Here is a 24256-nt window from a genome sequence, read left to right on the forward strand (position 1 = left end):
ACAATGATGTAAAACAAAGAAAATAGTTTCAGCTATTTGTAAATGGCATCCGAGGGTGTTAGTTTAACCGCAACGGCTTATTACGTATTTTGATAATACAAAATACGTTGCAGTTGGGCCTCATCGCCTGCTGATTATGGCGTGGCGGTTTTTATATATAATAAAAAATTCAACCTTAATTGTTAGGAATTGATCATAATGAAAAAATTAGCACTGACTATTGCTGTTGCTGCCATTGCTGCGACTGCTGCTCAAGCAAAAACTGTTTATGAAGAAGACGGTATGAGCTTAGACCTTACCGGTGAAGTTGCATTTGAAGTTGTTCGTGATGAGAAAGATGAGTCAACAGTTGACTATAAAACTGATAATGTCGACCTTGAAGTAAAGGCTGCTTACGACCTAGAAAATGGTGTCCAAGTTTATGGCTTCTATGCATTTGAATTTGCTAGCTGGACGGAAGAAAATGTCTCTAGTGATGACGGTGTTCCAGAAGATGAATTGAAGGATGCCCTAATTGATCATTACATCGGTGTAAAAGTTGGCGGCCTGCATGTACGTTATGGCGACCAAGATTTAGCTGTTGATCAATTTGGAATCACTGAGGAAAAAGATTCAGACTTAGCTTATGAATCTGTACTTGGTGCAGATGACATTGATGGTGGTTCTGCTGAAGTATTGGTCGTTGAATATAGCGGTGATAGCTTTTATATTGCAGCCTCTACAGATTTACCTGAAGGTGATCCAAGTGATGCTACTGCTTATGATGTTTTTGGTAAGTATAAAGTTGCAGATATTACTCTTGGAGCAGTTTTTGCGGTTCAGGATCAAGATGGAGAAGACGGTGATGATCCGCTAACGTCAATGGGCGGTAGCATCGAGTGGAAAGGCATTGATAGTCTTAAGCTTGCAAACCAAACTACCTATAACCAAGATAGTGAAAATATAGGTACAGACTTCTCTTTTGAGTATGACTTTTCTTCAACCTTCGATATTGGTGGTGGTTTAGGGTACCTTATTCCGGGAGATGAAAGTGCTGAAACTACATACTATTATGTAAACTTAGATTACGATTTACATAAAGATGTAGATACTTATGCTGAACTGTTTGGTGAAAGCAACGATGACGTTGATACTCAGCTAGGCTTCGTTGTTGGCTTATCTGTCGACTTCTAAGTTATACCTTTAACAGCCAGGCTTCGGCCTTGCTGTGATTGATAAAGCGACCTTTGCTATCTATCGCAAAGGTCGCCTATCCGGCACGGATAATAGTGGTTAACCCATTATTGAGCGTTTACCGCTTAAACTAGAATTTTTAGATACAAACCTAATTTCTAGAGTGCCTACAGCTTTCTTTCAACCTGGTGCTCTGTGTTATTTGTCGGCCTGGTTGAGCTGGCAAATGGTTGCTCCGGTGGCCGGAGTGACACACTGAGAAGTTTAACGCTTTGCTTCTTAGGTTTCCCAAAGTCGATTAGCGGCGAATTTCAGGCTACTTTCAATGGCCACTTGAAGTGGGGCTGATGCCGCTCTTTTTGTTCCTATTATCTATCCTTTTTGCCATCGGCAACTTTTAATAATCTTCCTTCTCTTTTTCAAGTCCTTGATTACTATTGTTTGTGTTGTTTGTGTTGTTTGTGTTGTTTGTGTTGTTTGTGTTGTTTGTGTTGTTTGTGTTGTTTGTGTTGTTTGTGTTGTTTGTGTTGTTTGTGTTGTTTGTGTTGTTTGCTTTGTGGTGTAAATTGGCGTGTAAAGAAGGTGTCACATCTATCATTTAGAGTCATCTTAGATCATACTTAGCTCAGAAATATACAGTTGTATATTAATTGGTTTTCCATCTATTTTGATAGATATGCTTTTAGGTTAGGAGTTTATTGTGGCAGAGACAATGCCGAGATACGGTTTTAGAGAAGAGTTGGCTAACAGCCTTACCCATGGACTAGGGGCTTTTTTAGCGATTATTGGTTTGGTAGCAATGCTATTGGTATCAGTCGGTGATGGCAGTGTTTGGAAGGTTGTGTCTGCTTCTATTTACGGCGCTGCACTCATTGCGATGTTTTTAGCGTCAACGCTGTATCATTCCGTTCAGGCTGAAGGCGCACGTCGGGTTCTACGGCAGGCCGATCACTTAGCGATACTATATTTAATTGCCGGTACCTACACGCCATTAACGCTGGTGACCTTGAGTGGTGCTTGGGGTTGGTCATTATTTGGTGTTATTTGGGGCTTAACTCTTATTGGTACTGTGTTGCAGCTATCACCAGCGCGCCATGTTAAAGCGCTTATGGTAACGCTGTATTTGATCATGGGTTGGGTCGCCGTAATTGCAGCCAGACCTTTAATCGCCAATATGGATGCAACAGGGCTAGCACTGATTGTTGGCGGCGGCTTAGCCTACAGTGGTGGCGTTGTGTTTTACGTTAATAAAAAAATTCCATTCAATCATGCCATCTGGCACTTATTTGTCATGGCGGGTGCATTTTTACATTACTTCGCCATTCTCTTTTACGTTCTTTAGTTCATTAAACCTTTCTTAATTAAGCTTTCTTTAGCTTATAAAACACAGCTATATCGGTTAAGCGCAGTTAATCCCGTTAGATGGGATTAACTGTGTCGCCTATGTTTCGTTGCTGTTCGTTTTTTAATCATGTCGTTTGAGCTTTTATCTGTTTGCCGAAAGAAGGGTATCGCGAAGCTCGCCCAACAGCGTAAAATTTGAAACAATAGAGTAGATAACAGAGTTAGGGTTTTACGTGTGAGCAAGAAAATAAAAGTTGGCTTGGTCTTTGGTGGTCGCTCTGCGGAGCATCAGGTTTCGTTGCAGTCTGCGCAAAGTATTTTGTCGGCTATTGATAGCGATAAATTCGAGGTTGTTAAAATCGGTATTTCGGCAGAAGGGACTTGGCTATTAAATGATTCTGCGGATGTCTTTTTAAATGGTGATGATCCAGAAAACATAGCATTAGCAGAAACGGCTAAGCCTGTTGCTCTTGTTGCAGGTGAATCCAATGGGGCACTAAAACCACTGACAGAAACCACTGTAAACAACTCGACATCGCTGGATGTACTGTTCCCCATTTTACATGGTCCTTATGGCGAAGATGGCTCCATTCAAGGTTTAGCTAAGTTAGCTAATATTGCTTGTGTCGGTAGTGGTATTTTGAGTTCGTCGGTTGGAATGGATAAGGACTTCACTAAGCGAATTCTGATACAAGCGGGTATTGCTGTTGCTGATTTTATGACATTGAAATCGGCTTATTTCACTGAGGATGATGTTCAGCGCATTGAGGCGACATTTAATTATCCAGTTTTTATTAAGCCGGCCAATATGGGATCGTCGATCGGCGTAAGCTGTGCTCATAATCGTGAGCAGTTGTTAGATGCAATTCAATCTGCGTTTAAGTACGACAAAAAACTTTTGGTAGAACAAGCGATCAAAGGGCGCGAACTAGAATGCGCCGTGTTAGGTAATGATCACCCTCGTGCTTCTGTTGTCGGTGAAATTATAGCAAGTGATGGCTTTTATGATTACGAGTCCAAGTACATCGACGCCAATGCCGCTAAGTTAAGCTTGCCAGCAGATATATCTGAGCAGTTAAGTGAACGTATTCAACAAACCTCGTTGGCGGTATTTAAAGCCCTAGAGTGCCGCGGTATGGCGCGAGTCGATATGTTTGTTACTGATGATGAGCAGATTATTATTAACGAAGTGAACACCTTGCCCGGCTTTACTAAAATTAGTATGTACCCTAATTTGTGGGCGGCCAGCGGCTTAAGTTATACCGACTTAATCAGTGAATTAATTGAACTGGCTATTGAAGACTATCGGCCTTAGGTTTCATTCAATTTCTGGCTGATTAACGCAGAGATTATCGAGTTGTGATACGTCCGCCTTTGCGGATAAACGAGACGGCTCGGTATTCTCTGTCGGTCTTAAATGATGAACCATTAATAGTTAAAAAACAGTTCGGAAAGCATTCTTGATTCGCCGTAATATTGGGTGCATCGGTAATGAACTTGGCAAACTTGATGCTGTTCATCTTGCCTTCAATATCGAGCAAAATTTCTTGCATTTGTTTCATGCTTTCTTGTGCCTGTCGCGCCTTGTGTTTTTCATCTGCGGTGGCGCTGTTGTTTTCTATTTTTGTTTTTACCAACATGTAGTAGGCCTTCATTTGGGCCATTTTTTTAACTCGCTCGGTGTGCAGGCGTTTAAGATGTAAAGCCTGTTCGAGATCATTACGGGATGCGCCTACCTGAATTCGAGTATGAACATAGGCTTGGCTGCCGAGCACCTTTGCCGTGACCGCCTGACCCGCGACAATGTTGCCGCCAACAAGGTTGCCTTTACCACCTGTTTGGCCCAGCTGAATAATGTTGCCAGCGTCCAAGTCTGAATTGAATGAGTACTCTCGAATGATGATGTCTTTCTTTGCTTCAATAGCGGCAAGGTTGGCGTAGCGGACTTCAACGGAGCCCTGAGCCGTGAGTCGGCATTCCGACTGGCCGCCTTCTTGTTCGCGTAAATCAATATTTCCTAATGCGCCACCGCCGATATGGATGTCATTGCCTGCACTAATTGTCGCAGATTCAACTGAACCTTTAATAAACACATCGCCGGTGACATCAATATTAATGCCGCTCATGACATCGCCTCGAATATCGAGCGAGCCGTCAAAGGTGATGTGTCCGGTATTGAGTCCGACATTGTCGAATTTAAGCGTTGGGTCTACTTTTGCGCCATCGCTTAAAATAATTGGGTGGCCAGCAGTGGTGGACACTAGTACTTCTGAGTCGGCGTCGGACATTGCAACACCTTGCATATCTTCGGCAAAAGGAATCGACTTACCAGGTGTTGGCTGAATTATTTTGCCATAAACGTCCATGCCAACTTGGCCATTGGTCGGAGGGTGTCGGCGTACCAGTGGCGTACCTTCTTCAACAGTTAAATAGTCTTTACCTGCTAGAAAATCGACGCGACCGGAAGCGTCTTCTTTGGGGCCGTTTTGAGCTTCTGGTTCGTCGCCGATCAATGATTCAAAGCGACTATTACGGCCCATTACAGCCTTTTTACCTGTCGCAACGACGGTTTTGGCAGGTTTTGTCAGTGTTTCCAGTGCTTTTAGTGCGCGACCATTGATGCGTTTTTGGTCGATTTTAAGGCCGATAAGTTGTTGCAGTAAGGTCTTGGCCTGAATCGGAGTGCCGCCTTTCGCGGGTTTGACTTTAATTTGAACGACCATCTTGTCATTCGAGACTTTAAAATCCCATTCGGCGTCTAAGCGTGTTGCGAACAGTGTTTCAGTTGGTATTCCTTTTGCGAAGTCAGCAAGTAGCTTTTCCAGTGCCGTGAAGTCAATATCCCAATCGGCAATGCCATGCTCAGAAATCATGCGCGTTAGAATGTCCATTGAGAGTTCTAAAGGCGAATCTGAGGGCGTCAGTGCTGCGTGTGCAACACCGAGATCCTGACTGACCTTTAGCTCAAGGCTCATATTGGCAGATGTGTTTTTCTTATTGAGTATGGGCATAGTTACAACTTATGTCGTGTTGTTACTTAATCTAAGGCTAACAGTGAAAAAATTACCAGTGTTAGCCCAGTAAGTATCATTATTTTAGCTTTTATATAAATCGTCGAATCGTCGTATCGCGAGTGATTAGGCCGCAGGCTACTGTTCTTCTATTATTGTTTTTTTCTTTTTGATCGGGGCAAAACCACCTGTTTCTGGTTGGTTTGTCGCCTGCCGACGTTTGCCGATATTTTTGCGTTTACGTGCTGCGTGTTTTTCGGCTTTTACTTTCGATTCGTTTTTCTTATCAGAGTTCCGTTTTTTTGTATTGGCTTTTTTAACGCCGACAGGCTTGCCGTTGGCTTTAACATTTTTAGGGCCCGTGTATTTAGCTTTTAAAGGCTCAATTTGGCGTCGCTCAAAGCGAATTTTAAGGTAGCGCTCAATACTCGACATTAACGAATAGTCGAACGAATTTACTAAGCATATCGCCAAGCCGGACTCGCCAGCACGGCCGGTGCGGCCGACACGGTGAACATGTTCGTCGCCACTTTGTGCCATATGGTAATTGATAACCAAATCGACACCCTGAACATCTAAACCACGAGCGGCTAAGTCTGTAGCGACGATAATATCGACCACGCCTTCACGGAATTTAGCCATGACTTTGTTGCGATCATCCTGAGCGATTTCACCATGAAGGCTTTCGACGCGCAGCTTATGATAACGCAGCAGATTGTTTAATTGTTGAGCAGCGGCACGTGTTTTCGTGAAAACGATGGCTTTTTCATATTTTTCGTTCGTTAGCAGCCAGTGGGTTAGCTTTTCTTTATGCTTATCGTCATCACTGAGAATCACTTGCTGAGTGATGTTAGGTTGCAAGCTGTCTGTTTCAACCTTCACCAACTTGGCGTCGTTTAATAGCGTGCCGGCAATGGCTTTAACACCGCGATGTCGTAACGTTGCTGAAAGTAGCAGGCTTTGGTGCTTAGTTGTGCAATGTTCAGTGATCGCCAGTACTTCGTCTCTAAAACCCATGTCGAGCATGCGGTCGCATTCATCTAAAACTACAGTTTCAATGTCTGATAAATCGACGGTTTTGCTGTTCAGGTGCTCAGTTAGGCGTCCTGGTGTTGCAATGATGATGTGCGGGTTACGTCGCAATAACGACGCCTGGTATTGAAATTCTTGGCCGCCACGAATAATGACCGATTGAATAGCCGAAAATTGACTGAGTGCATCGCAGTCTTTTTTGACCTGCTGAGCCAGTTCGCGTGTTGGAACCATAATTAATATTTGGCTGCCTGCTTGGTTATTCGGCTGGCTGATCAGCTTGTGCAATACAGGGATCAGATAGGCTGCGGTTTTGCCGCTGCCAGTTTCGGCGCTGATAATTAAATCTTGACCTTGAAGAGCAAAGGGAAGGCTTTGCGTTTGCACCTCGGTGGCTTGTGTCCATTGAAGGGCATTAATCGCTTGGATTAGTTTTGGGTGCAAATTGAGTGATTCGAACAAGAAGGGTGACCTCAAAAAGTGTGCAGGTTGCAATGACCCGTGTCATGCGGTTTTCATGCAAGTTTAACATGATTATGAGGCTAAACTCACTACTGAGTCTTATTTGTGCGCTTTATCGCGCGGCGTTTTGGCTGTTTTGGCGTCCATTTAAGAGGGTAAAACAATGACCTGTTTACCGAGCCGGTTTTGTAAGCTATTCAATAGTGACCGCTATTGCAGGGCGATCAGCTGATAGGAAGCTAATTGATGACCAAAAAGCTAATTTTTGTACATGGCCGTTCGCAAAAACCGACCGAAACCGAGTTGATTGAATTGTGGTATAGCGCTATACGTCATGGCCTTGCGCGGGATTTTTCTCAATCGTCGGTGAGACAATTCGACAGCATCGACAAAGACTTTGTTTACTATGGCGATCTGTCTAATCAGGTGCTTAATTTGCCACCAGAAAATATAGATTCCCGTTTCGAAGCATTAGCCACGCTCAAAGGTTACAGTAAAGCGCAATTTAATCGGCAGACGTACCTGCAGGTTGCCAATGCGGGTTATTTTAAAGATGCCCTAGCGGATACCTTCTCTGCGGTGTTGGGCAAGCTGCATTTGGCTGACTTTCTTATCAATGCCGTGGCTCCTGATATGGCCGAATATTGGGGTGGCGAAACCTATTATGGTAACGACATTCGGGCGCGAATGACTCAGGCGTTAACATTCGCCTTGGACAGTGCGGACGATGTTATCGTCATAGCGCACAGTTTAGGCTCGGTAGTGGCTTACGATAGCCTGTGGAAGTTGTCTCATTACAGTGAATATCGACATCAGTACGGTGTTCACAAAAAGGTGAATCTGTTTTTGACCTTAGGTTCACCACTGGGTGATGAAAACGTCAAAGCCAAGGTTAAAGGTGCAGACTGCAAAGGCTTTAAAAGATACCCAACAAACGTACGCCGCTGGTACAACCTTTCTGCTGAAGGTGACTACATTTGTCACGATGGCCGATTGCATAACGACTTTCGGCAAATGATGTCGTTAAAGATGCTCAGCGAAGATATCAAAGATATTTATCCTATCCACAACATGACGGTTCGCCAAGGCGTTGCTAATCCTCATTCATCGATTGGTTATTTGGTGCATCCAGAATTTATCGCACTGCTGCAATCGTGGCTTGATCAGTCGGTTTAGAGCCTGATCCGTTAGCTGAGGCTGTATGGCTGGCGGCAGGGCGTTTTCGATGAACCTGAACCCAGGCTGTTTTATCGGTGTTGAATCTAAGTATCATTTTTTTTGATGCGCATTCTGCGGCGAGCCGGAGCCTTATGATAAGGGTGACGACAGCTCGGCTTAACTTTGCTTAATCCCTCTCTTTTTGCGCCCATTGTGCGCCTTTCTATTGGTCATTAGCTGTATTGAGGCAGGGCGAGTGCTGTTTAGACTCGCGTTGGCCGCAGTGAAGTGTCGTTTGGATTGACCTTATTAAAAATTGATACCCACCTTAAAAATTATCAAATTTTTTTATCTCATTCGTCCCGCTATGGTGAAGATACCTGAACATTAGGTGACAAGCGCTTCGGCGTATCTGTTTTTCATCGAAGGAGGATCTATGGGTCATTCACTGCTTAGCGTGGGCGTACTGCGCATTCGTCAAAAGGAGGCATCATGAGTCTTAATCAGCTCAGTACAGCGATGCCGATAGCTGAAAAGTCGGTTAGTCATGCCGCTCAAGCGCATACCTCGTTGGTGCAAGAGGCTGCTAAGTACGGCAAGGCTAAGGCACAAAAAGCCTTTGCAACCTCGTTTGGATTAGCGGTTTTTGCTGGGGCTTTTATCGCTATTGCCTTTGTTTTTTATATCACCGTTACCACGGGTGCTTCGGCGAATGCCAGTTGGGGCTTGGTGCGCTTAGTTGGTGGCATCGCCTTTAGCTTAGGTTTGATACTGGTGGTTATTGCAGGGGGAGAGCTTTTTACCAGCACGGTACTCACCACTATTGCCTGGGCGCAGCGACAGATCACCACAGGGCAGATGTTGCGCTGCTGGGCTCGAGTTTACGGCGGCAATTTTATTGGCGCGATGCTCATGCTTTCTCTCGTCAGTGGCGCAGGGCTTTTTATGCTCGATAGCGGAGCTTGGGGCTTAAACGCTCTACACATTGCTGATCATAAATTACAGCACAGTTGGTTGCAGGCGTTTTCACTCGGCATTCTTTGTAATTTGATGGTGTGTTTAGGGGTGTGGATGACCTTTGCCAGCAAGGACGCATTGACCAAATCGCTCTTGCTCGTTTTGCCGGTGGCGATGTTTGTTTCAACAGGTTTCGAGCACAGCATTGCCAACTTATTTATGGTGCCGCTTGGCCTAGCCATAAAAACCATGGCTCCCGTCGATTTTTATACATCCTTAGGTATATCGGTACAGGAATTTTCCGACCTGACGGTTGCCCATTTTATTACCAAGAACCTTATCCCAGTGACGCTCGGCAATATTGTCGGCGGTGGCCTGATTGTCGGTTTGGGTTATTGGTTAACTGAGATACCGCAAAAAACGACCCGAAAAACAAACGACAAAACAAAACCACAGGTGCGCCAGGTTTCGGCATTAACGTTGGTTTCAAACCAGCCACTGCCTAGCCTGAGAACTGGCGGCACTGCAGAAAAAACAACAGCAACGATTCAAGCGAAAGCAATTCAAGAGGATACGATGATGAACTCAGTAATTAAAAAAGCCAAAGTGAGAGATTTAATGATCGCCAATGCCATTGTTCTGGCTTCAGAAGCGACCCTAACCGATGCCTTACGTACTATGGCTGAAAATCAGCTGCGGGTACTGCCCGTTGCCGACAGCCAGCAGCGTTTATTGGGTGTCGTGTCAGAGCACGATGTGTTGCGCTACTTATGGGCTGAGGAGTTTTCTGACCAAACCGCATGGCGCATTAAAGACATTATGCAAACCGATGTTTTAACCGTTGAACCGGATAACTCACTGGTCGATCTGATTGAATTTATGACTGTTGATCGTGAGCAGCTATTCCCGGTGAACGACTCTGGTTTTCTGACTGCTAACGTCTACCAAAGCTATGAAGAGCGTTTAAAGATGGCACGGGCACAGCGTCCTAGCGTTTATCCGGTGGTTTGTAACGATACATTGTGTGGCGTGGTTCGCCGTACAGATATAGTGGCGTTTTTAGCGAAAGCTGCCGCTGGTAATGATGCAGCGCCAACAAGCGTACAGCGTGTCGACCCAAAGTTGAGCACCTGCTAGGCGCTCACTTGGATTGTTAAGTTCTAATGCAACGGCCTGCTAAGACAGGCCTTTTTTCTGCTCGTATGAATAGCACTTTTGTTTATGTTAATAGCTCTTGTTGATCTGGATAGTTCTTGTTTATCTGGATGGTACTTATGTTCCTATAAATAGAGCAAATAAAACCTCAAGCCAGAGCGCAGATTATGGTATTTAAACCACCCTGTTTGTGATTTAGACGGCTGGGATCTGGTTAGCTAAACGGTTGTTTTGATCTCGAAGGCGTTTCTTAGCCATTCGATGAGCTTCGGAAAGCACGCAGTCTCGTAGCGGGTTGTCAATTTCATCATTACGCCAAATGAAGGACAGTGATCGCTCCATGTTGAGCTGTGGAGTGCTGAGTATGACTAACTTACCTTCAACGACTTCTGGCTCAACGTCTAAATAGGGTAGGCAGGTTAGGTAAGGGCCTTTTTCGGCCATCGCTTTCAATATGCCGACCTGCTCGAATTCTTTCCAAACGTCAATGTGGTCGATTAAGCCATGAATGGCAGAATTAAAGATCCGGCGAGTACCAGCACCGCTTTCTCTAAGCACCCACTTAGCTTGTTCGAGCTGGGCTAGGCTGACATTGTCGTATTTGGCAAAGGGGTGTGTCGGCGCGGCAACAACAACCAGATAATCGTCAATCCAACGCTCTTGGTGCAACCGAGAGTCATCGCAGCGGCCTTCAATAATGCCCAGCTGAAATTCATAATTGATGACGCTATCAATCACACTGTTGGTATTACGAATGTTGACATCGATTCGCAGTTGCGGGAAATCGGTATCAATTTTAGTGATAAGCTCAGGTAGCAGGTGTTGGCCTGCCGTTTGGCTGGAGCCAATTTGGAATTGACCGCTAATAATATGGTGGTCGTGCAGACCCAATTCTATCTGCTGCGCATCCTGCAATAGCCGGCGAGCCCTGGGCCTTAGCCACTCGCCCCAGTGGCTGAGCACGAGCCGATTGCCTTGGCGAATAAACAGCGGCCGCCCGAGTAAGCTTTCGAGCTGCGATAACGACATACTCACCGCCGACTGGGTAAGTGATAACTTACGGGCTGCACCGCTCACACTCTCTAAACTGGCGACAGCATCAAACACTGATAGCTGCTTCAATGAATACTTCATCATAAGCGTTCACCTGAGGGTTATTGATTCGCCCTGATTGTAGTATCAGTAAAATTGATGAATACTGCCGCGCATCAACGATTGAGTGCAAAAAGTCTAGGGGTTGGCGCATTTTGCTAGAAAATCGATGCAATAAGGCAAGGCTGGGCTATTCAGACAGCATTGACGTCTGGTTTGCTAGTAAGCATTTGATATTAAACAACAGTCAGGCTGCCTTTATGCATTCATTTATTGCCTAACCCCTTTCAGGTCTTTATCCTTCACCCACCTATTTAATGGCGGCGGCTAACTGGTTGTTTAGGCAGTTAGGTATTGATGCGTCACGCATAACCGCATAATAAAGTAGTTAAACACACGAACCTCTCTAGGAGTTAGATATGTCAAAACCAGTTATCGGTTTTATCGGCCTTGGCCTTATGGGCGGCAACATGGTCGAAAACCTGCAAACACGTGGTTACCAAGTTAACGTTATGGACCTTAATAAAGATGCCGTTGCTGCTGTACTTGCACGTGGTAATGCGAGCGAAGCGTCTTCTGGTAAAGAGCTTGCTGAAAAAAGCGATATCGTCATGCTTTGCCTAACCACCTCTGAAGTGGTTGAAAAGGTTGTTTACGGCGATAGCGGTATTCTAGCGGGTATGTCTGCTGGTAAAACGCTTATTGATTTCGGTACGTCTATCCCTGCTTCTACTAAGAAGATCGGTGCAGACTTAGCCGCAATCGGTGCTGGCATGGTTGACGCACCTCTAGGTCGTACACCTGCGCACGCGAAAGACGGTCTATTGAACATTATGGCCGCTGGCGATAAAGAAACGTTCGAAAAAGTGAAGCCGGTTCTAGAAGATCAGGGTGAAAACGTATTCTACCTAGGTGCCCTAGGTTCAGGCCACGTGACTAAGCTTGTTAACAACTTCATGGGTATGACAACCGTTGCAACGATGTCTCAGGCATTTGCTGTTGCAAAACGTGCCGGTGTTGATGGTCAGCAATTATTCGACATCATGTCTGCAGGTCCTTCTAACTCTCCATTCATGCAGTTCTGTAAGTTCTACGCTGTAGATGGTGAAGAGAAATTAGGTTTCTCTGTTGCAAACGCAAACAAAGATTTGGGCTACTTCTTAGAGTTAGTTAAAGAGTTAGGTACTGAATCTCTAATTGCAGAAGGTACTTCTAAGAGCTTGCAAGCAGCTGTTGATAGTGGCCTTGCACAAAACGATGTGCCGGTTATTTTTGATTACTTCATGAAGTTAGAAAAGTAATTAGAACGGTTTAGTTTTAATCGATAATTAGTAGCCATCGATAGTTATTAGTCATTGATGGTTATTAGTCATTGATGGTTATTAGTCATCGATAGCGGAACGTTGCTTGGTGTTGAATGAAACACTAAGCAACGTTTTTTTGTATCTGTGACATATCAAGCCCTACCTGATTTTCTTTTTTATATTTCTTATTGGTTTAATTTTTTCTATTTCTTTGGTTAATCGTCATTCGTCGCCGCTGACGTAGCATTCGCTGTAGGTTGAGCATTCATCGCAGGTGGGTGACAGGCAAACATAATCACCTTCAGACTGACACAGCTGTAAATAAAAAAATCGTTTCCAGCGCATATTGTCGGCATTGGCTGCCGTCAATGATGGAAAGTTATGTGTAAGCCATTCTTTCAGTTCGTCGCGTGAATCCAATCCTAATGTTTTCCAAAGATGGGCAGGACTTAAGCATGCCGTGGCAACCACAATGGCGGCTACGGCGCTGTAGGGTGCATTGCTGCTGTGTTTAGTTAACAGTTCGACGAGTTGGTTGCGTTCAGCCATACGCAGCTCGATCAGTTGATTAATGACCTCCGAACGCATCTGTTTAGCCTGACTGTTGGTTGTATTCCAGCGCATGTCCATCAACGTTAATGGCTCAATATCAATCGCCTGCATTAACTCTTGATAGACGTGTTTATCTAACCCCAAACCGTAGGGTAAATTTGCCAGACCTCTCAGTTGAGCGCGTATCACCTTTGCGAAAATTGCTCGATTTTCGGAAGTCATGTTGCTTATTTTTTTAGTCGGCACTTCATCAGCGCCTAAGGTTTGTAAAAATTGGTCGTAATAATTTAGGGTAACAGCGTGCGTGGTCATTGTGTTGTCTCCATCCATTTTCAGGCTTATAAAAATTGAGGCTGATTAAAATTAAAGCTAATGGGTGCCAACGAACCCGTCGGGTTTAGAGCAATGCCGTTGGCATCTAAAATGGCATTTTCAACTGGGCAAATGCTGGCGCATTGCGCAACGGCTGCCGTTGATTGGCATTCATCGCAACGGTGGGCTGCAATTTGAAAATGAGGGCTTTTTGTTAGGATTGCATTCGACGGGCAAACTAATTTGCAGGCGTTACATGCAATACAGGCTTCTGAAATTGACAGCGCCATTAGCAGACCTCCTGTATAACGTTTTTTTCCATTTCTGGGCTTTTTGGTGCCAGCATTTTTAATGTGTCGGTAACATTCATCAGCGCAAACTCAACACTTGGCGAGATGCCTGCTTTTTCCAACTGTTGCCACGGTTCAATACCAATGCGAGCGCATAAAACCTGTTGGCAATCGTTTAGCGATTGGATGTGTTTGGCCAGCGGCTGGTCGTCGCAATGAGACATGCCGTGACAATATTGTTCGACGTCGCGGGTTTCGACCAGAGTGACGTTGTTTTCTGATACATCAAAGATACGAAATTCAGTCGCATGGCCGAAATGGGTATCGATAAGTTCGCCGCTGGAACTGGCAACGGCAATACGCACTGTAGCAATGGAGGCATCTAACTGTTGTGAGGCGCAGCTTTGATCATGACTCAGTTTTCCGACCGCGTCGGCGCGACATTGCTGGCAATGAGTCATCTGATGCATGTCCACTCCAGCGATTTTACGGGCAGCATTCAGTTGCGTTTCATCTGGGCCTTGAATGCCTTCTAAGCCAAAAAAAGTGCCGTGTGCTGGGTCAGAAATCAGCGGCATAATGTTGTGTAAAAAGGCGCCGCGTTGTTGAATTTCTTTGGCTAATTCAGGCAGCGACGCATCATTAATACCCGGCACTAACACGGTATTTACCTTAATTAAAATCCCTGCTTTGGCTGCCATCGATAAACCCTTGAGCTGTTGCTCAATGATGGCTTCGGCCGCGTCTAAACCTCTTAGGCGTTGTTGATCAAAGTAAGCCCAAGCATAAAGTTGGCTGGCGATGCTAGTGCTTAATGTATTGATGGTAATAGTAAGGTGATGAACGCCAAGTTCTGCTAGTGCATCAACATGCTCTGGTAAATTTAGGCCGTTGGTGGAAACACACAGATGAACATCGTCGTCGATTTGTTGAATACCTTTGAGTGTCGCCAAGGTTGCCGCCGGGTTTGCCAGCGGATCGCCAGGGCCTGCGATGCCAGCGACCTTAAGTTCTGGCATGCGTTTTTTTACTGCCTGAAAGCGATGTATGGCTTCGGCCGGCGACAAGAGTTTAGACACCACACCTGGACGGGTTTCGTTACTGCAATCGAATTTTCGGTTGCAGTAGTTGCACTGAATATTGCACGCCGGTGCAACAGGTAAATGGATGCGCGCGTACTTATGCGCGTCCTTGGAATAACATGGGTGGGTTTGAACTTTGCTGTCTTGCAAACGTATTTCATGCGATTTTTTAGCCAGTTCACTGATCATTTTTTAAGTCCTGATTTGTTCTTTGTATTAATAAGCTCCTGCATAGCTCAAGCCAACAGAGTGTGTTATTGAAATGCCCTAAATCCGTGGGCTATCGGCTATTGAGGTGGTTTATCTGTCTGTATGGAAGCAGCCGCTTGTTGGCTTTATGACAATGCGAGTGTCGGCTTTAGCAGGCGGTAACGCCTGCTGTTAGCGTTGAAAATGAGTTAACTAAATTTGCTTCATATGAATGTTCATGGTTTGTATGCGATAGGCAATTTGTCGAGGCGTCATATTTAATAGGCGCGCCGCTTTTGCCTGTACCCAACCGGCCTGTTCTAGCGCTGCAATCACCCGTTCACGATCGTCCATGTCCGAATCGATCAGGCTTGTTTCAACACTGCAAACGGAAGCACTTTTGCCAATTCGAGTGGGCATGGCATTGCCATCTAGAATGATCAGGTCTTGATCGATGGTGCCGTCGGCACTCATTACTGAGGCACGTTCGAGTAGGTTTTCCAGTTGGCGGATATTGCCTGGCCAGTCGTAGCTCATCATGCGGCGAATGGCACCGTCGGTTAGTGTCAAGGTTCGCCCCTGTTGCTTGGATAATTTATCCAACAAAAATTGCGACAGTTCAGGTAAATCTTCTAGGCGTTCTTTTAGAGCGGCAGGGAATATCGGCATCACGTTTAATCGGTAGTAAAGATCTTCACGAAATTTACCCTGTTGAACTTCATCTTCTAGGTTTCGATTAGTGGCTGCGATAATGCGAACATCGACCGTTTGCGTGCGCGTGCCGCCAACACGTTCAAATTCTCCCTCCTGTAAGACTCGGAGTAACTTGGCTTGAAAAGCGGGTGATATTTCGCCAATTTCATCTAAAAAAAGCGTACCGCAGTCGGCCTGTTCAAAGCGTCCTTTGCGTTGTTTAATCGCACCGGTAAAGGCGCCTTTTTCGTGCCCAAACAGTTCCGACTCTAGTAAATTGTCGGGCAGGGCAGCACAGTTGAGTTTAATAAAAGGCCCGGATGCTCTGGGTGAGTTGTAATGAATGGCGTTGGCAATCAGCTCTTTACCGGTGCCCGATTCACCGCGTATAAGCACCGTACTGTTCCATTTCGACACCATACGTATCTGCTCGAAAACGCGTTGCATGGCAGGTGAATGGCCGACCATATTTTCCAAACCATAGTTACTGCGAACTTTGCGTTGCAGCCGGTCACGTTCTTGTTCGAGAGAGGATGTTTGCTCATGAATGTTACGAGATAACACCACCGTACGGGCAATCAGGTTTGCACACATCTCCATAAAACGATTGAACTGAGCCAGTAATTCTGGGTTGGCCAATGAAGGCTGCGCTGCTAATACGCCAAGAATATGGTTGCTACTGGCTTTGATCGGAACCGCAATAAAGGGTTTGCCCCAATCGTACAAATCTAATTTGTCGGCAAAGCGGAAATCTTCGGAGATCATCGGAATAACGATGGACTGGCTTTCGCTCAGCACCATGCCGATGACGCCTTCGCCAATCTTATAAGCAACATGCGAGCGCACATTGGCCTCACCGCTGGTGTGGACGCTGTCGAGCTCTAGCTGTTCGCCAGCTTCATCCAGCAGTGTAATCATTGGGTGCTCTAACATCGCTTGCTCGTGAAGAATTTTTAAAATGGAGCGCACCGCTTCGGTGTAATCTAAGCCATTACTTAAAATACTGCTGACTTCATAAAGTGCACAGAGTTGTTGTTGAGCCATTGTTTCGTGGCGGTAGTCCTGATTTGTAATCATTATTAGACCTCCTGACGTCGAGGTAGGCTCATTCGTGCACAGCAGCCGCCCAGTGAACTGGAAACAAAACGCACCGTGCCACAGTGTTCGTTAATAACCTGTTGCACGATGCTCAAACCAATACCGCGAGATCCCTCACTGCTGACAGGTTTGGTCGAGTAGAAGGGTTGAAACACTAATAACGCGTCAGACTTTTTAATGCCTGGGCCGGAGTCGTCAAAACAAACCACCAGATCGCCGTCTACTTGGCTGGTGCTAATGAGAATTTCGCGCCGCTCACATTTAGCGTAATCGATTGCTTCGATGGCATTTTCGAGCAGCTGTTTAAGCGCCACTCGTAAGCGTGAAGGCTGTGCAATGATGGCGGGTAAATTGGTTAACAACGACAGTCGTAATTCGATTGATCGGCGCATCAGCTGTTCACTTTTCATTTGTGATACCTCATGCACTAACTGATTGACATTGACCGATTGTTTGGCTTCAAAAGCACGTTCAGGCAGTGCTTGGTGCAGCTGTTTTACCGCCTCTTTGCCAGCGTCGAGTGCCATTATCATCGGGTCGATACCTGTGCAGCTGGCGTGGCGTTTTTGTAATAAAGCCACAGCCGACTCAATCATGTTGACTGGCTCTTGCAGTTGGTGCAGTACAGCATGCATGGTTTCTTGCATGGCATGCATCATTTCAGTTTCGACAGTCGAACGTTGTAATTCAGCTAAGCGTTGTTGTTCGATGCGTTTTTGTTCGCGAGTGAATTCTGTTAACGCGAGAACCAAATGCGGGTTTCGGATCGGTGAAAAATAACTGGTGACGTTTTCTTCTTGCATGTCTAAGCCAGACAGTCGGCAAACAAAATGACGTGTGTGTCCTGACTGGTTGAATTCAATGATGACGTTTTTTTCTAACTGGCCTTCAACGGTCGATGAATGTAATGACTCAACATTGAGTTGTTGTTTTATCTTGCCAATGACTAATTTCGCTGGTTCTTGACGAATGTCGGAGGCTAAGGCTTTGTAGGCTAGGTTATCTAGAATAACCTCGTCGTGTTCATTCAGCAGTGCAACGGCAGTCGGCACACTGTTGAGAATCGAACTGAAGACGCGCTCATTATTAGACTGTTGCATCTCTAATGCGTGGTCAGCGCTAATGTCGCGATGCACACCTAAAAAGTACAGTGTGGCTTCGGCGTTGCTGTCATTTAGCGGCGATATTTGCACTTCAGCCAAATAGCTTTCACCGGTTTTTTTTCGATTGAGTAATTGACCACGCCAAGATTTCCCCGCGGTGATTCGTTGCCATAATTCTTGATACACCGGTCGAGGTGTTTTTCGGTCGCTTAAAATAGAATGGTTTTTACCAATGAGATCCTGTTCGGTGTAGCCGGTGGTTTGGCTAAAAAATGGATTGATGTACAGAATCACACCTTTGTCATCCGTAATGGAAACGGCCATCGGTGTTAGGTTGACTATTTTTTTCACCTGCTCAAGGGTAAATAGATCATCCTTGTGAGCAGCCCCTTCTGGTTGTGATTTGGCTTCGTTAAATAAGTCGATCATAAGTTGCCTCAATAATTTTTGTGGGCTGCTCTATTCGTTAGTCTATTGAACATCAACAGCGAACCCCGTGTGCATCGTTATGGTTCTGTTTTTCTGTGTTGGCTTAAAAAATAATTCTTATAGGCTAATTGCAATATGTATTCCCAATGCATTGAGTCGGCTTTGGCGTTAAAGCTTTGTTTGATTTACGACAAATATGAAAAAATTTATGTCACCGTTGCGTTAAAAAAATACCAAGAGTTTGCAGGCTTGCGCGTCAGGCACGCACTGATAAGGGGAGTTAAAACATTTTTAGTTTTTTTTGGTGCGCTGGCATGAGCGATGCAATAAGGCTGTTAGTGATCCACTAGGAAGACAAAAATGTTAGAGCATATTTTAATTATTGTGAGTACCGCCATTGTTAATAATGTCGTGCTGGCTAAGTTTTTAGGTCTTTGCCCTTTTATGGGCGTGTCAAACAAAATAGACAGCGCATTGGGCATGGGTATCGCAACGACCTTTGTTTTATGTCTCGCTTCAATTTCTGCGTGGTTGGTTGAGCGTATTATTTTAGTGCCATTGAATTTGCAAATGATGCGTATTCTCAGTTTCATTTTGGTGATTGCTTGCGTCGTTCAATTTACCGAAATGTTTATCCAAAAACTGTCACCAGTGCTGTATCAATCCTTGGGTATTTTCCTACCACTTATTACCACCAATTGCGCTGTTTTGGGTGTTGCCATTTTAGTGGTGCAAAACCAAATGAGTTTTTCGCAAACACTTTTTTATTCTTTTGGTTCGGCTTTAGGGTTCACGTTGGTGATTGTGCTGTTTGCAGGTCTGCGTCAACGCCTAAAGGTTGCCAATGTGCCTGAGTCTTTTCAGGGAGCGCCGATTGCTTTTTTAACGGCAGGATTAATGTCGATGGCGTTTATGGGTTTCGCTGGCATTGTTGCATAAGGGGATCGCATGAACATTACCTTCTCGATTATCGTTTTTTTACTGTTAGGTGCCGCCTTAGGTGCCATTCTCGGTTGGGCGCAGAAAGCACTGACACCAGAAAGTGATTCTACCGTGGATGAGTTAGAAGCCATGTTGCCCGGTGGTCAATGCGGCCAATGTGGCGAGGTCGGTTGTCGGCAAGCCGCAGAAAAAATGGCGCAAGGGTTGTTGTCACCAAACTGCTGTCCACCCGGCGGACGAGCGTTAGCCGCTTCTATTGCCAGTTTTTTAGGCATTGAATTGGGTGCCTCAGATAACAACCAAGGCCCAGTGGTAGCTTATATCGATGAAGCCAACTGCAGCGGCTGCGGTCGTTGTTTTAAAGCCTGTCCGTTTGATGCCATCGTCGGTGCGAATCGACAAATGCATACCGTGATGAACGCTATCTGTACCGGCTGCCAGCTGTGCGAAAAAGCTTGCAGTCAGGACTGCATCGAAATGCTGCCAGTGACAGAACAAATCAATACTTGGCAATGGCCTAAACCACAAACCGCTTAAGGAGAAAAACATGAGAGCGTTTGCAAAGCCGTTTCGTGGTGGCATTCACCCTGTAGGTTATAAAGAGTTTAGCCAAGACTGCGCCATCGAAAAATTACCCGCGCCAAAGCGAGTCTATCTAGGTTTGCAACAACGAAACGGCACTTTACTTTCTGCACTGGTGTCGGTTGGCGATTCGGTTGGTAAGGGTCAACTGGTGGCAAAGGGCGCAAATGATATGGCAGTGCCGTTGCATTCACCAATTAACGGAACCGTTGAGGATATTCGTGATTATGTAAGTGCTCATCCTTCAGGCATAAAAATAAAAACACTCGTCATTAAAAACAATGGCGATAGCAGCTGGTCACAACAGCACGGCTCGATTCACCCACTAAGTTTAGCGTCTGATGAAATGCTGCAACGCATTTTAGATGCAGGCATTGTCGGCTTAGGCGGTGCAGGTTTTCCGACCGGCATTAAGTTGCGTTTGGCGCGTGATAAGCAGGTGCATACCTTGATTATTAATGGTGGCGAGTGTGAACCCTACTTAACTTGCGATGATCGCCTAATGCAGGAGTACGCGGTCGATGTGGTGTTAGGCAGTCAGTTGATGGCAAAAGCCATTGGTGCGCGCAAAGCCATTATCGCTGTTGAAGATAATAAACCGGCCAGTATTCAGGCATTAAAAATCGCCGCTGCCGAGCTGCATGACATTGAAATTCAAGTGGTACCGAGCCTTTATCCGATGGGCAGTGAACGCCACCTAATTAAAGCTGTAACCGGCAAAACGGTGGCTCCGGGGACGCTCAGTGTTGAGTTAGGCATCTTGGTGCATAACGTTGCAACCGCGCGCGCGGTGTATCACGCCTTACGTTTTAATCGGCCGTTAATTGATCGAGTGTTGACGGTTTCTGGCGCTGGCATCGAGCAGCCGAAAAACCTGTTGGTGCCCATAGGAACCTCAGTGGCTGACCTGTTATCTGCTTGTGGTGGTCTAACCATGAGTGCGCAACGTTTGGTTGCCGGTGGGCCGATGATGGGGCAAGTGATTCCTTCTCCTTACACACCGATCGACAAAAGCATTGGCGGCCTGCTGGCGCTGACGGATCAAGAAGTGCGCGATGAACAAAGTCACGATTGCGTGCGTTGTGGTCGCTGTGTTGCAGCCTGCCCAATGGGTTTAATGCCTTTTCAAATGGCAGCCCATTCTCGCGTTTCGGATTACGACGGCGCGCAAGATTACGGACTCAACCACTGCTTACTTTGTGGTGCTTGCTCATATGTTTGTCCGTCACGAATTCCTTTAGTACAGCATTTTTCTCATGCCCGAGGCGAAATTAATGCTCAGCGCAGTATGGCTCAAAAGTCTGCCTTGGCTCGCCTGCTGACTAACGCAAGAGCAGAGCGGTTAGCCAAGGAAGCCGCACAGCGCAAAGCTGAAAAAGCCGCTAAAGCAGCAGAGCGGAAAAAGAAAGCGGCGCAGAGAAAAGCGCAGCAAGCCTCGGAATCAGGAGAGTAGCGATTATGAAATACAACATAGCATCCGGCCCTCATACACACGGCGGAGACTCCAGTTCTTCGTTGATGTATCAGGTAATTTTAGCCTTGCTACCGACCAGCTTATTTGGGCTTTATGTGTTCGGCGTTTCAGCCCTGTTGGTTTTATTAACAGCAAGCATCAGTGCGCTACTGGCAGAGTCGATCATGCTTTATTGGCGCGGCGTCAACCAAAGCAGTTTGTTTGATGGCTCTGCGTTGTTAACCGGTTGGTTATTGGCGCTGAGTTTACCGCCAGCAACGCCACTCTGGATTGTCGCTCTGGGTTCTTTTTTTGCTATCGCCATTGGCAAACACGCCTATGGCGGCCTCGGCCAAAATCTATTTAACCCAGCCATGCTGGCGCGCGTAATGTTGTTGATTTGCTTTCCGGTTGAGTTAACGGATTGGCATGCGGCGACACCGCCGGTATTGACTGAAACCGGTTTGGATTTAAACCCATATTGGCTTGGCATCGATGCGATCTCATCAGCAACACCTTTAGCTGCAGAAGCGCCTATGCTTGCAGTGCGCAGTCTATGGTTTGGTCACCATGCTGGCAGCTTAGGTGAAACCAGCGCGTTGTTTATTTTATTGGGCGGTTTGTTTTTGTTGTGGCGAAAGGTGATCAATTGGGTTATTCCAACGGCTGTTTTGCTGGGATTAGCGTTGCCGGCCTTACTGTTGCACGCCATCAAGCCCGATCAGTTTTTATCTGCCAGTACGCATCTTTTTAGTGGTGCGGTTTTTTTAGCGGCGTTTTTCATTGCCACCGATATGGTGACGTCTCCGGTCAGTGTTAAGGGCCAGTGGGTGTTTGGTCTGGGTTGCGGCCTGTTGATATTTTTAATCCGTACTTTTGGCAACTATCCAGAAGGCGTCGCCTTTTCTGTATTGATTATGAATGCCACGACACCGCTGATTGATCACTACCTCAGACCTGCGGTATTTGGTAGCCGGCCTAAATGGTTCAAGGAGGAGCGTGCATGAGCAGTCTGGCATTGAAACAATTTAAAGAAACCGTCAGTTATCAAAGTCTTTTATTGGGTGGTGTAACCGCCTTGGCCACGGCAATTTTATTTCTGGTTGCCAATCTAACTGCCAGTGCCATTCAACAACAGAATGCGCAAGATAAAATGGATGGTTTAAATCAGGTTTTACCTCCGTCGTTATACAGCAATGACTTGTTAGCGACAGAAAGAGGTTGGTTAATTTCGGATGCAAGCTATCGCGTATTCATTGCTAAGAACGCATCGGAAGCGATCACCGGCTTGGCCATTCAAAGTGTAGCAAAAGGCTATTCAGGCGATATTCAACTGTTGGTTGGGCTTGACGCGCAGCAGCAAATTATTGCTGTTCGTGTGTTATCCCATACCGAAACGCCAGGTTTAGGCGACAAAATTGAACGAGCTAAAAGCGATTGGGTCGATAGCTTTTATCAACAGTCGTTACAGCGTTTGTCGATGAAACAATGGGCGGTCAAAAAAGACGGTGGCGTGTTCGACCAATTTACTGGAGCCACCATTACGCCAAGAGCCGTTGTTGGTCAGGTACAGCAAACGCTGCTGGCGGTGCAGCAAGAAATTTTACCGACGCTGTTAAGCGAAGGTTATGAGCTAGCAAAGGGAGATTCAGATGAGTGATTACAAATCGATTTTTGCCGATGGCTTGTGGCGCAACAACGTTGTCTTGGGGCAAAGTTTGGCACTCTGCCCTTTACTGGCGGTGACATCCAGCGCGACCAACGGCTTAGGTTTAGGCTTGGCGACGTTATTTGTCATGGTGTTTGCCAACCTAATGACGTCATTGATGAAAGGTTGGGTGACTCGTGCCATTCGCATTCCGATAAATATTTTATTAATCGCGACACTGGTGACGGTGACCGATTTATTGCTCAATGCTTACTTGCATGACTTACATAAAGTTTTGGGTTTGTTTATCCCGCTAATTGTCACCAATTGCGCCATTTTAGGCCGAGTCGAATCCTTCGCCAGTCGCAGTGCTTTACTACCGTCTATGGCCGATGGTTTTGCGATGGGGTTAGGCTTTACTTTGGTGCTAACAGGCATGGGAGCTGTACGTGAAATTTTAGGTAGCGGTACTCTGTTTGCTAATGCCAGTTTGTTGTTAGGACCAGGTTTTGAGTTTTTAGAAGTCACGCTGATACCAGAGTATCGTGGTTTCTTGCTGGCTATTTTACCGCCGGGCGGGTTTCTTGTGTTGAGCTTTATTTTGGCGGCGCAGAAAAAAATTCAGCGGCTGTCTGCGCAACGAAGTGATCGTAAAAAAGCGCTCGCGCCTTCAGAAAATCCGTTAGCGATGGAGGGTTCCTAATGCAAGTGAGTGTTGCATATGCCTTGCCGGAGCAGCAATGGTGGTTGAATGTTGATATTGCCGAGGGCGCCACTGTGATGGCGGCTATTCATAAAAGCGGCTTACTCGAGCTTAATAAAGACATCAATTTAGAACATCAAAAGGTTGGTATTTTTGGTCGGTTAGTCAGTTTAGAAACAGCGTTGGCAGAAGGTGATCGAGTTGAAATTTATCGGCCTATCACTTGGCAAGGTGACGACGATGATGACGATTGAGCGTGCTAGCAAGTTTAAGTTGACCGCCAAGTTTAAACGTACCACTAAGCCTAAGTAGAGATTGTTAGGTATGCGACATTGTTTGCCTCAAAGCCTGAAGCTTGGTTTTTAGCGCCAGTAAAATCAATGCTTTAGCAAACAGATTATTTGGCAGTGACTTTGCAATGAAGCTTTTACAGGGCAATCACTGAGTGTGACTAAGCATCGCATCGTGGTTTTATTAATCGCTATAAGGATA

Annotated in this window: 21 protein-coding genes; 13 read left to right on the forward strand and 8 right to left on the reverse strand. The window is 45.8% G+C overall.

The features are described 5' to 3' along the window. The first annotated feature begins 198 nt into the window (after positions 1–198). The 3 genes from FME95_RS00050 to ddlA all read left to right on the forward strand — a co-directional run bounded on the left by FME95_RS00050 (position 199) and on the right by ddlA (position 3832). A complete protein-coding gene (locus FME95_RS00050) occupies positions 199–1173 on the forward strand; it encodes a porin (RefSeq protein WP_147711798.1) in 975 nt (324 codons plus the stop codon). Positions 1174–1873: 700 nt separating this feature from the next. Continuing rightward, a complete protein-coding gene (gene trhA, locus FME95_RS00055) occupies positions 1874–2515 on the forward strand; it encodes a PAQR family membrane homeostasis protein TrhA (RefSeq protein WP_222709882.1) in 642 nt (213 codons plus the stop codon). Between the two features lie 237 nt (positions 2516–2752). Then, positions 2753–3832: a D-alanine--D-alanine ligase gene (ddlA, locus tag FME95_RS00060; RefSeq protein ID WP_147711801.1), complete on the forward strand. Its 1080-nt coding sequence runs from the start codon at positions 2753–2755 to the stop codon at positions 3830–3832. 34 nt (positions 3833–3866) lie between these two features. On the opposite strand, the gene FME95_RS00065 is transcribed toward ddlA, so the two are convergent. After that, on the reverse strand, positions 3867–5528 hold the full coding sequence (locus tag FME95_RS00065) for a flagellar assembly protein A (RefSeq protein ID WP_147711804.1): 1662 nt from the start codon (positions 5526–5528) through the stop codon (positions 3867–3869). A gap of 138 nt (positions 5529–5666) precedes the next feature. Further along, positions 5667–7022: a DEAD/DEAH box helicase gene (locus tag FME95_RS00070; RefSeq protein ID WP_147711807.1), complete on the reverse strand. Its 1356-nt coding sequence runs from the start codon at positions 7020–7022 to the stop codon at positions 5667–5669. A gap of 246 nt (positions 7023–7268) precedes the next feature. Here FME95_RS00070 and FME95_RS00075 point away from each other — a divergent pair, with 246 nt between their 5' ends. After that, positions 7269–8198, forward strand: a complete 930-nt coding sequence (locus FME95_RS00075) for a hypothetical protein (RefSeq protein WP_147711810.1) — start codon at positions 7269–7271, stop codon at positions 8196–8198. 474 nt (positions 8199–8672) lie between these two features. Continuing rightward, complete coding sequence (gene focA, locus FME95_RS00080; protein ID WP_147711814.1) at positions 8673–10274, forward strand: formate transporter FocA; 1602 nt, start codon at positions 8673–8675, stop codon at positions 10272–10274. Between the two features lie 213 nt (positions 10275–10487). Here focA and FME95_RS00085 read toward each other — a convergent pair whose 3' ends face one another. Then, positions 10488–11429 carry a LysR substrate-binding domain-containing protein gene (locus FME95_RS00085; protein WP_246109292.1) on the reverse strand — a complete coding sequence of 314 codons (942 nt, stop codon included), beginning with the start codon at positions 11427–11429 and terminating at the stop codon, positions 10488–10490. Between the two features lie 374 nt (positions 11430–11803). On the opposite strand from FME95_RS00085, the gene FME95_RS00090 reads away from it, so the two are divergent. After that, complete coding sequence (locus FME95_RS00090) at positions 11804–12685, forward strand: NAD(P)-dependent oxidoreductase (protein ID WP_147711817.1); 882 nt, start codon at positions 11804–11806, stop codon at positions 12683–12685. Between the two features lie 225 nt (positions 12686–12910). Here the strand turns inward: FME95_RS00090 and FME95_RS00095 are convergent, their stop codons facing one another. The 5 genes from FME95_RS00095 to nifL form a co-directional block, all read right to left on the reverse strand. Then, positions 12911–13552 (reverse strand): nitrogen fixation protein NifQ, encoded by a 642-nt coding sequence (locus FME95_RS00095; RefSeq protein WP_187265391.1) that lies wholly within the window; start codon positions 13550–13552, stop codon positions 12911–12913. A gap of 26 nt (positions 13553–13578) precedes the next feature. Beyond that, entirely contained in the window at positions 13579–13842 is a 264-nt protein-coding gene (locus tag FME95_RS00100; RefSeq protein ID WP_147711823.1) for a 4Fe-4S binding protein, read from the reverse strand. After that, positions 13842–15113 carry a nitrogenase cofactor biosynthesis protein NifB gene (nifB, locus tag FME95_RS00105; RefSeq protein WP_147711826.1) on the reverse strand — a complete coding sequence of 424 codons (1272 nt, stop codon included), beginning with the start codon at positions 15111–15113 and terminating at the stop codon, positions 13842–13844. Before nifB ends, FME95_RS00100 begins: the two co-directional genes overlap by 1 nt. A gap of 213 nt (positions 15114–15326) precedes the next feature. Next, positions 15327–16883, reverse strand: a complete 1557-nt coding sequence (gene nifA / locus FME95_RS00110; protein WP_147711828.1) for a nif-specific transcriptional activator NifA — start codon at positions 16881–16883, stop codon at positions 15327–15329. A gap of 2 nt (positions 16884–16885) precedes the next feature. After that, complete coding sequence (gene nifL, locus FME95_RS00115; RefSeq protein ID WP_147711831.1) at positions 16886–18436, reverse strand: nitrogen fixation negative regulator NifL; 1551 nt, start codon at positions 18434–18436, stop codon at positions 16886–16888. A 360-nt stretch (positions 18437–18796) separates the two neighbouring features. Here nifL and rsxA point away from each other — a divergent pair, with 360 nt between their 5' ends. The 7 genes from rsxA to FME95_RS00150 are packed head-to-tail and all read left to right on the forward strand — an operon-like array spanning position 18797 to position 24018. After that, positions 18797–19375, forward strand: a complete 579-nt coding sequence (gene rsxA, locus FME95_RS00120; RefSeq protein ID WP_147711834.1) for an electron transport complex subunit RsxA — start codon at positions 18797–18799, stop codon at positions 19373–19375. Positions 19376–19384: 9 nt separating this feature from the next. Beyond that, on the forward strand, positions 19385–19915 hold the full coding sequence (locus FME95_RS00125) for an RnfABCDGE type electron transport complex subunit B (protein WP_147711838.1): 531 nt from the start codon (positions 19385–19387) through the stop codon (positions 19913–19915). 10 nt (positions 19916–19925) lie between these two features. Beyond that, the gene (gene rsxC / locus FME95_RS00130) at positions 19926–21413 is read left to right on the forward strand and encodes an electron transport complex subunit RsxC (protein ID WP_147711841.1); all 1488 of its coding nucleotides are present in this window, start codon (positions 19926–19928) and stop codon (positions 21411–21413) included. Positions 21414–21418: 5 nt separating this feature from the next. After that, on the forward strand, positions 21419–22420 hold the full coding sequence (locus FME95_RS00135; protein WP_147711844.1) for an RnfABCDGE type electron transport complex subunit D: 1002 nt from the start codon (positions 21419–21421) through the stop codon (positions 22418–22420). Next, positions 22417–23073: an electron transport complex subunit RsxG gene (rsxG, locus tag FME95_RS00140; RefSeq protein ID WP_187265392.1), complete on the forward strand. Its 657-nt coding sequence runs from the start codon at positions 22417–22419 to the stop codon at positions 23071–23073. Before FME95_RS00135 ends, rsxG begins: the two co-directional genes overlap by 4 nt. Next, complete coding sequence (locus FME95_RS00145) at positions 23066–23764, forward strand: electron transport complex subunit E (protein WP_147711850.1); 699 nt, start codon at positions 23066–23068, stop codon at positions 23762–23764. The genes rsxG and FME95_RS00145 overlap by 8 nt, the downstream gene beginning before the upstream one ends. After that, positions 23764–24018, forward strand: coding sequence for an RnfH family protein (locus tag FME95_RS00150; RefSeq protein ID WP_147711853.1), 255 nt, complete (start codon positions 23764–23766; stop codon positions 24016–24018). Before FME95_RS00145 ends, FME95_RS00150 begins: the two co-directional genes overlap by 1 nt. Positions 24019–24256: the final 238 nt, after the last annotated feature.

Source organism: Reinekea thalattae, from assembly GCF_008041945.1.
Classification (GTDB): Bacteria; Pseudomonadota; Gammaproteobacteria; order Pseudomonadales; family Natronospirillaceae; genus Reinekea; species Reinekea thalattae.

Excerpts from the sequence above, each read along its gene's own strand:
- FME95_RS00050 (WP_147711798.1), top strand. The coding sequence starts at position 199 with ATGAAAAAATTAGCACTGACTATTGCTGTTGCTGCCATTGCTGCGACT.
- FME95_RS00065 (WP_147711804.1), bottom strand. The coding sequence starts at position 5,528 with ATGCCCATACTCAATAAGAAAAACACATCTGCCAATATGAGCCTTGAG.
- FME95_RS00075 (WP_147711810.1), top strand. The coding sequence starts at position 7,269 with ATGACCAAAAAGCTAATTTTTGTACATGGCCGTTCGCAAAAACCGACC.
- focA (WP_147711814.1), top strand. The coding sequence starts at position 8,673 with ATGAGTCTTAATCAGCTCAGTACAGCGATGCCGATAGCTGAAAAGTCG.
- FME95_RS00085 (WP_246109292.1), bottom strand. The coding sequence starts at position 11,429 with ATGATGAAGTATTCATTGAAGCAGCTATCAGTGTTTGATGCTGTCGCC.
- FME95_RS00090 (WP_147711817.1), top strand. The coding sequence starts at position 11,804 with ATGTCAAAACCAGTTATCGGTTTTATCGGCCTTGGCCTTATGGGCGGC.
- FME95_RS00095 (WP_187265391.1), bottom strand. The coding sequence starts at position 13,552 with ATGACCACGCACGCTGTTACCCTAAATTATTACGACCAATTTTTACAA.
- FME95_RS00100 (WP_147711823.1), bottom strand. The coding sequence starts at position 13,842 with ATGGCGCTGTCAATTTCAGAAGCCTGTATTGCATGTAACGCCTGCAAA.
- nifB (WP_147711826.1), bottom strand. The coding sequence starts at position 15,113 with ATGATCAGTGAACTGGCTAAAAAATCGCATGAAATACGTTTGCAAGAC.
- nifA (WP_147711828.1), bottom strand. The coding sequence starts at position 16,883 with ATGATTACAAATCAGGACTACCGCCACGAAACAATGGCTCAACAACAA.
- nifL (WP_147711831.1), bottom strand. The coding sequence starts at position 18,436 with ATGATCGACTTATTTAACGAAGCCAAATCACAACCAGAAGGGGCTGCT.
- rsxA (WP_147711834.1), top strand. The coding sequence starts at position 18,797 with ATGTTAGAGCATATTTTAATTATTGTGAGTACCGCCATTGTTAATAAT.
- FME95_RS00125 (WP_147711838.1), top strand. The coding sequence starts at position 19,385 with ATGAACATTACCTTCTCGATTATCGTTTTTTTACTGTTAGGTGCCGCC.
- rsxC (WP_147711841.1), top strand. The coding sequence starts at position 19,926 with ATGAGAGCGTTTGCAAAGCCGTTTCGTGGTGGCATTCACCCTGTAGGT.
- FME95_RS00135 (WP_147711844.1), top strand. The coding sequence starts at position 21,419 with ATGAAATACAACATAGCATCCGGCCCTCATACACACGGCGGAGACTCC.
- rsxG (WP_187265392.1), top strand. The coding sequence starts at position 22,417 with ATGAGCAGTCTGGCATTGAAACAATTTAAAGAAACCGTCAGTTATCAA.
- FME95_RS00145 (WP_147711850.1), top strand. The coding sequence starts at position 23,066 with ATGAGTGATTACAAATCGATTTTTGCCGATGGCTTGTGGCGCAACAAC.
- FME95_RS00150 (WP_147711853.1), top strand. The coding sequence starts at position 23,764 with ATGCAAGTGAGTGTTGCATATGCCTTGCCGGAGCAGCAATGGTGGTTG.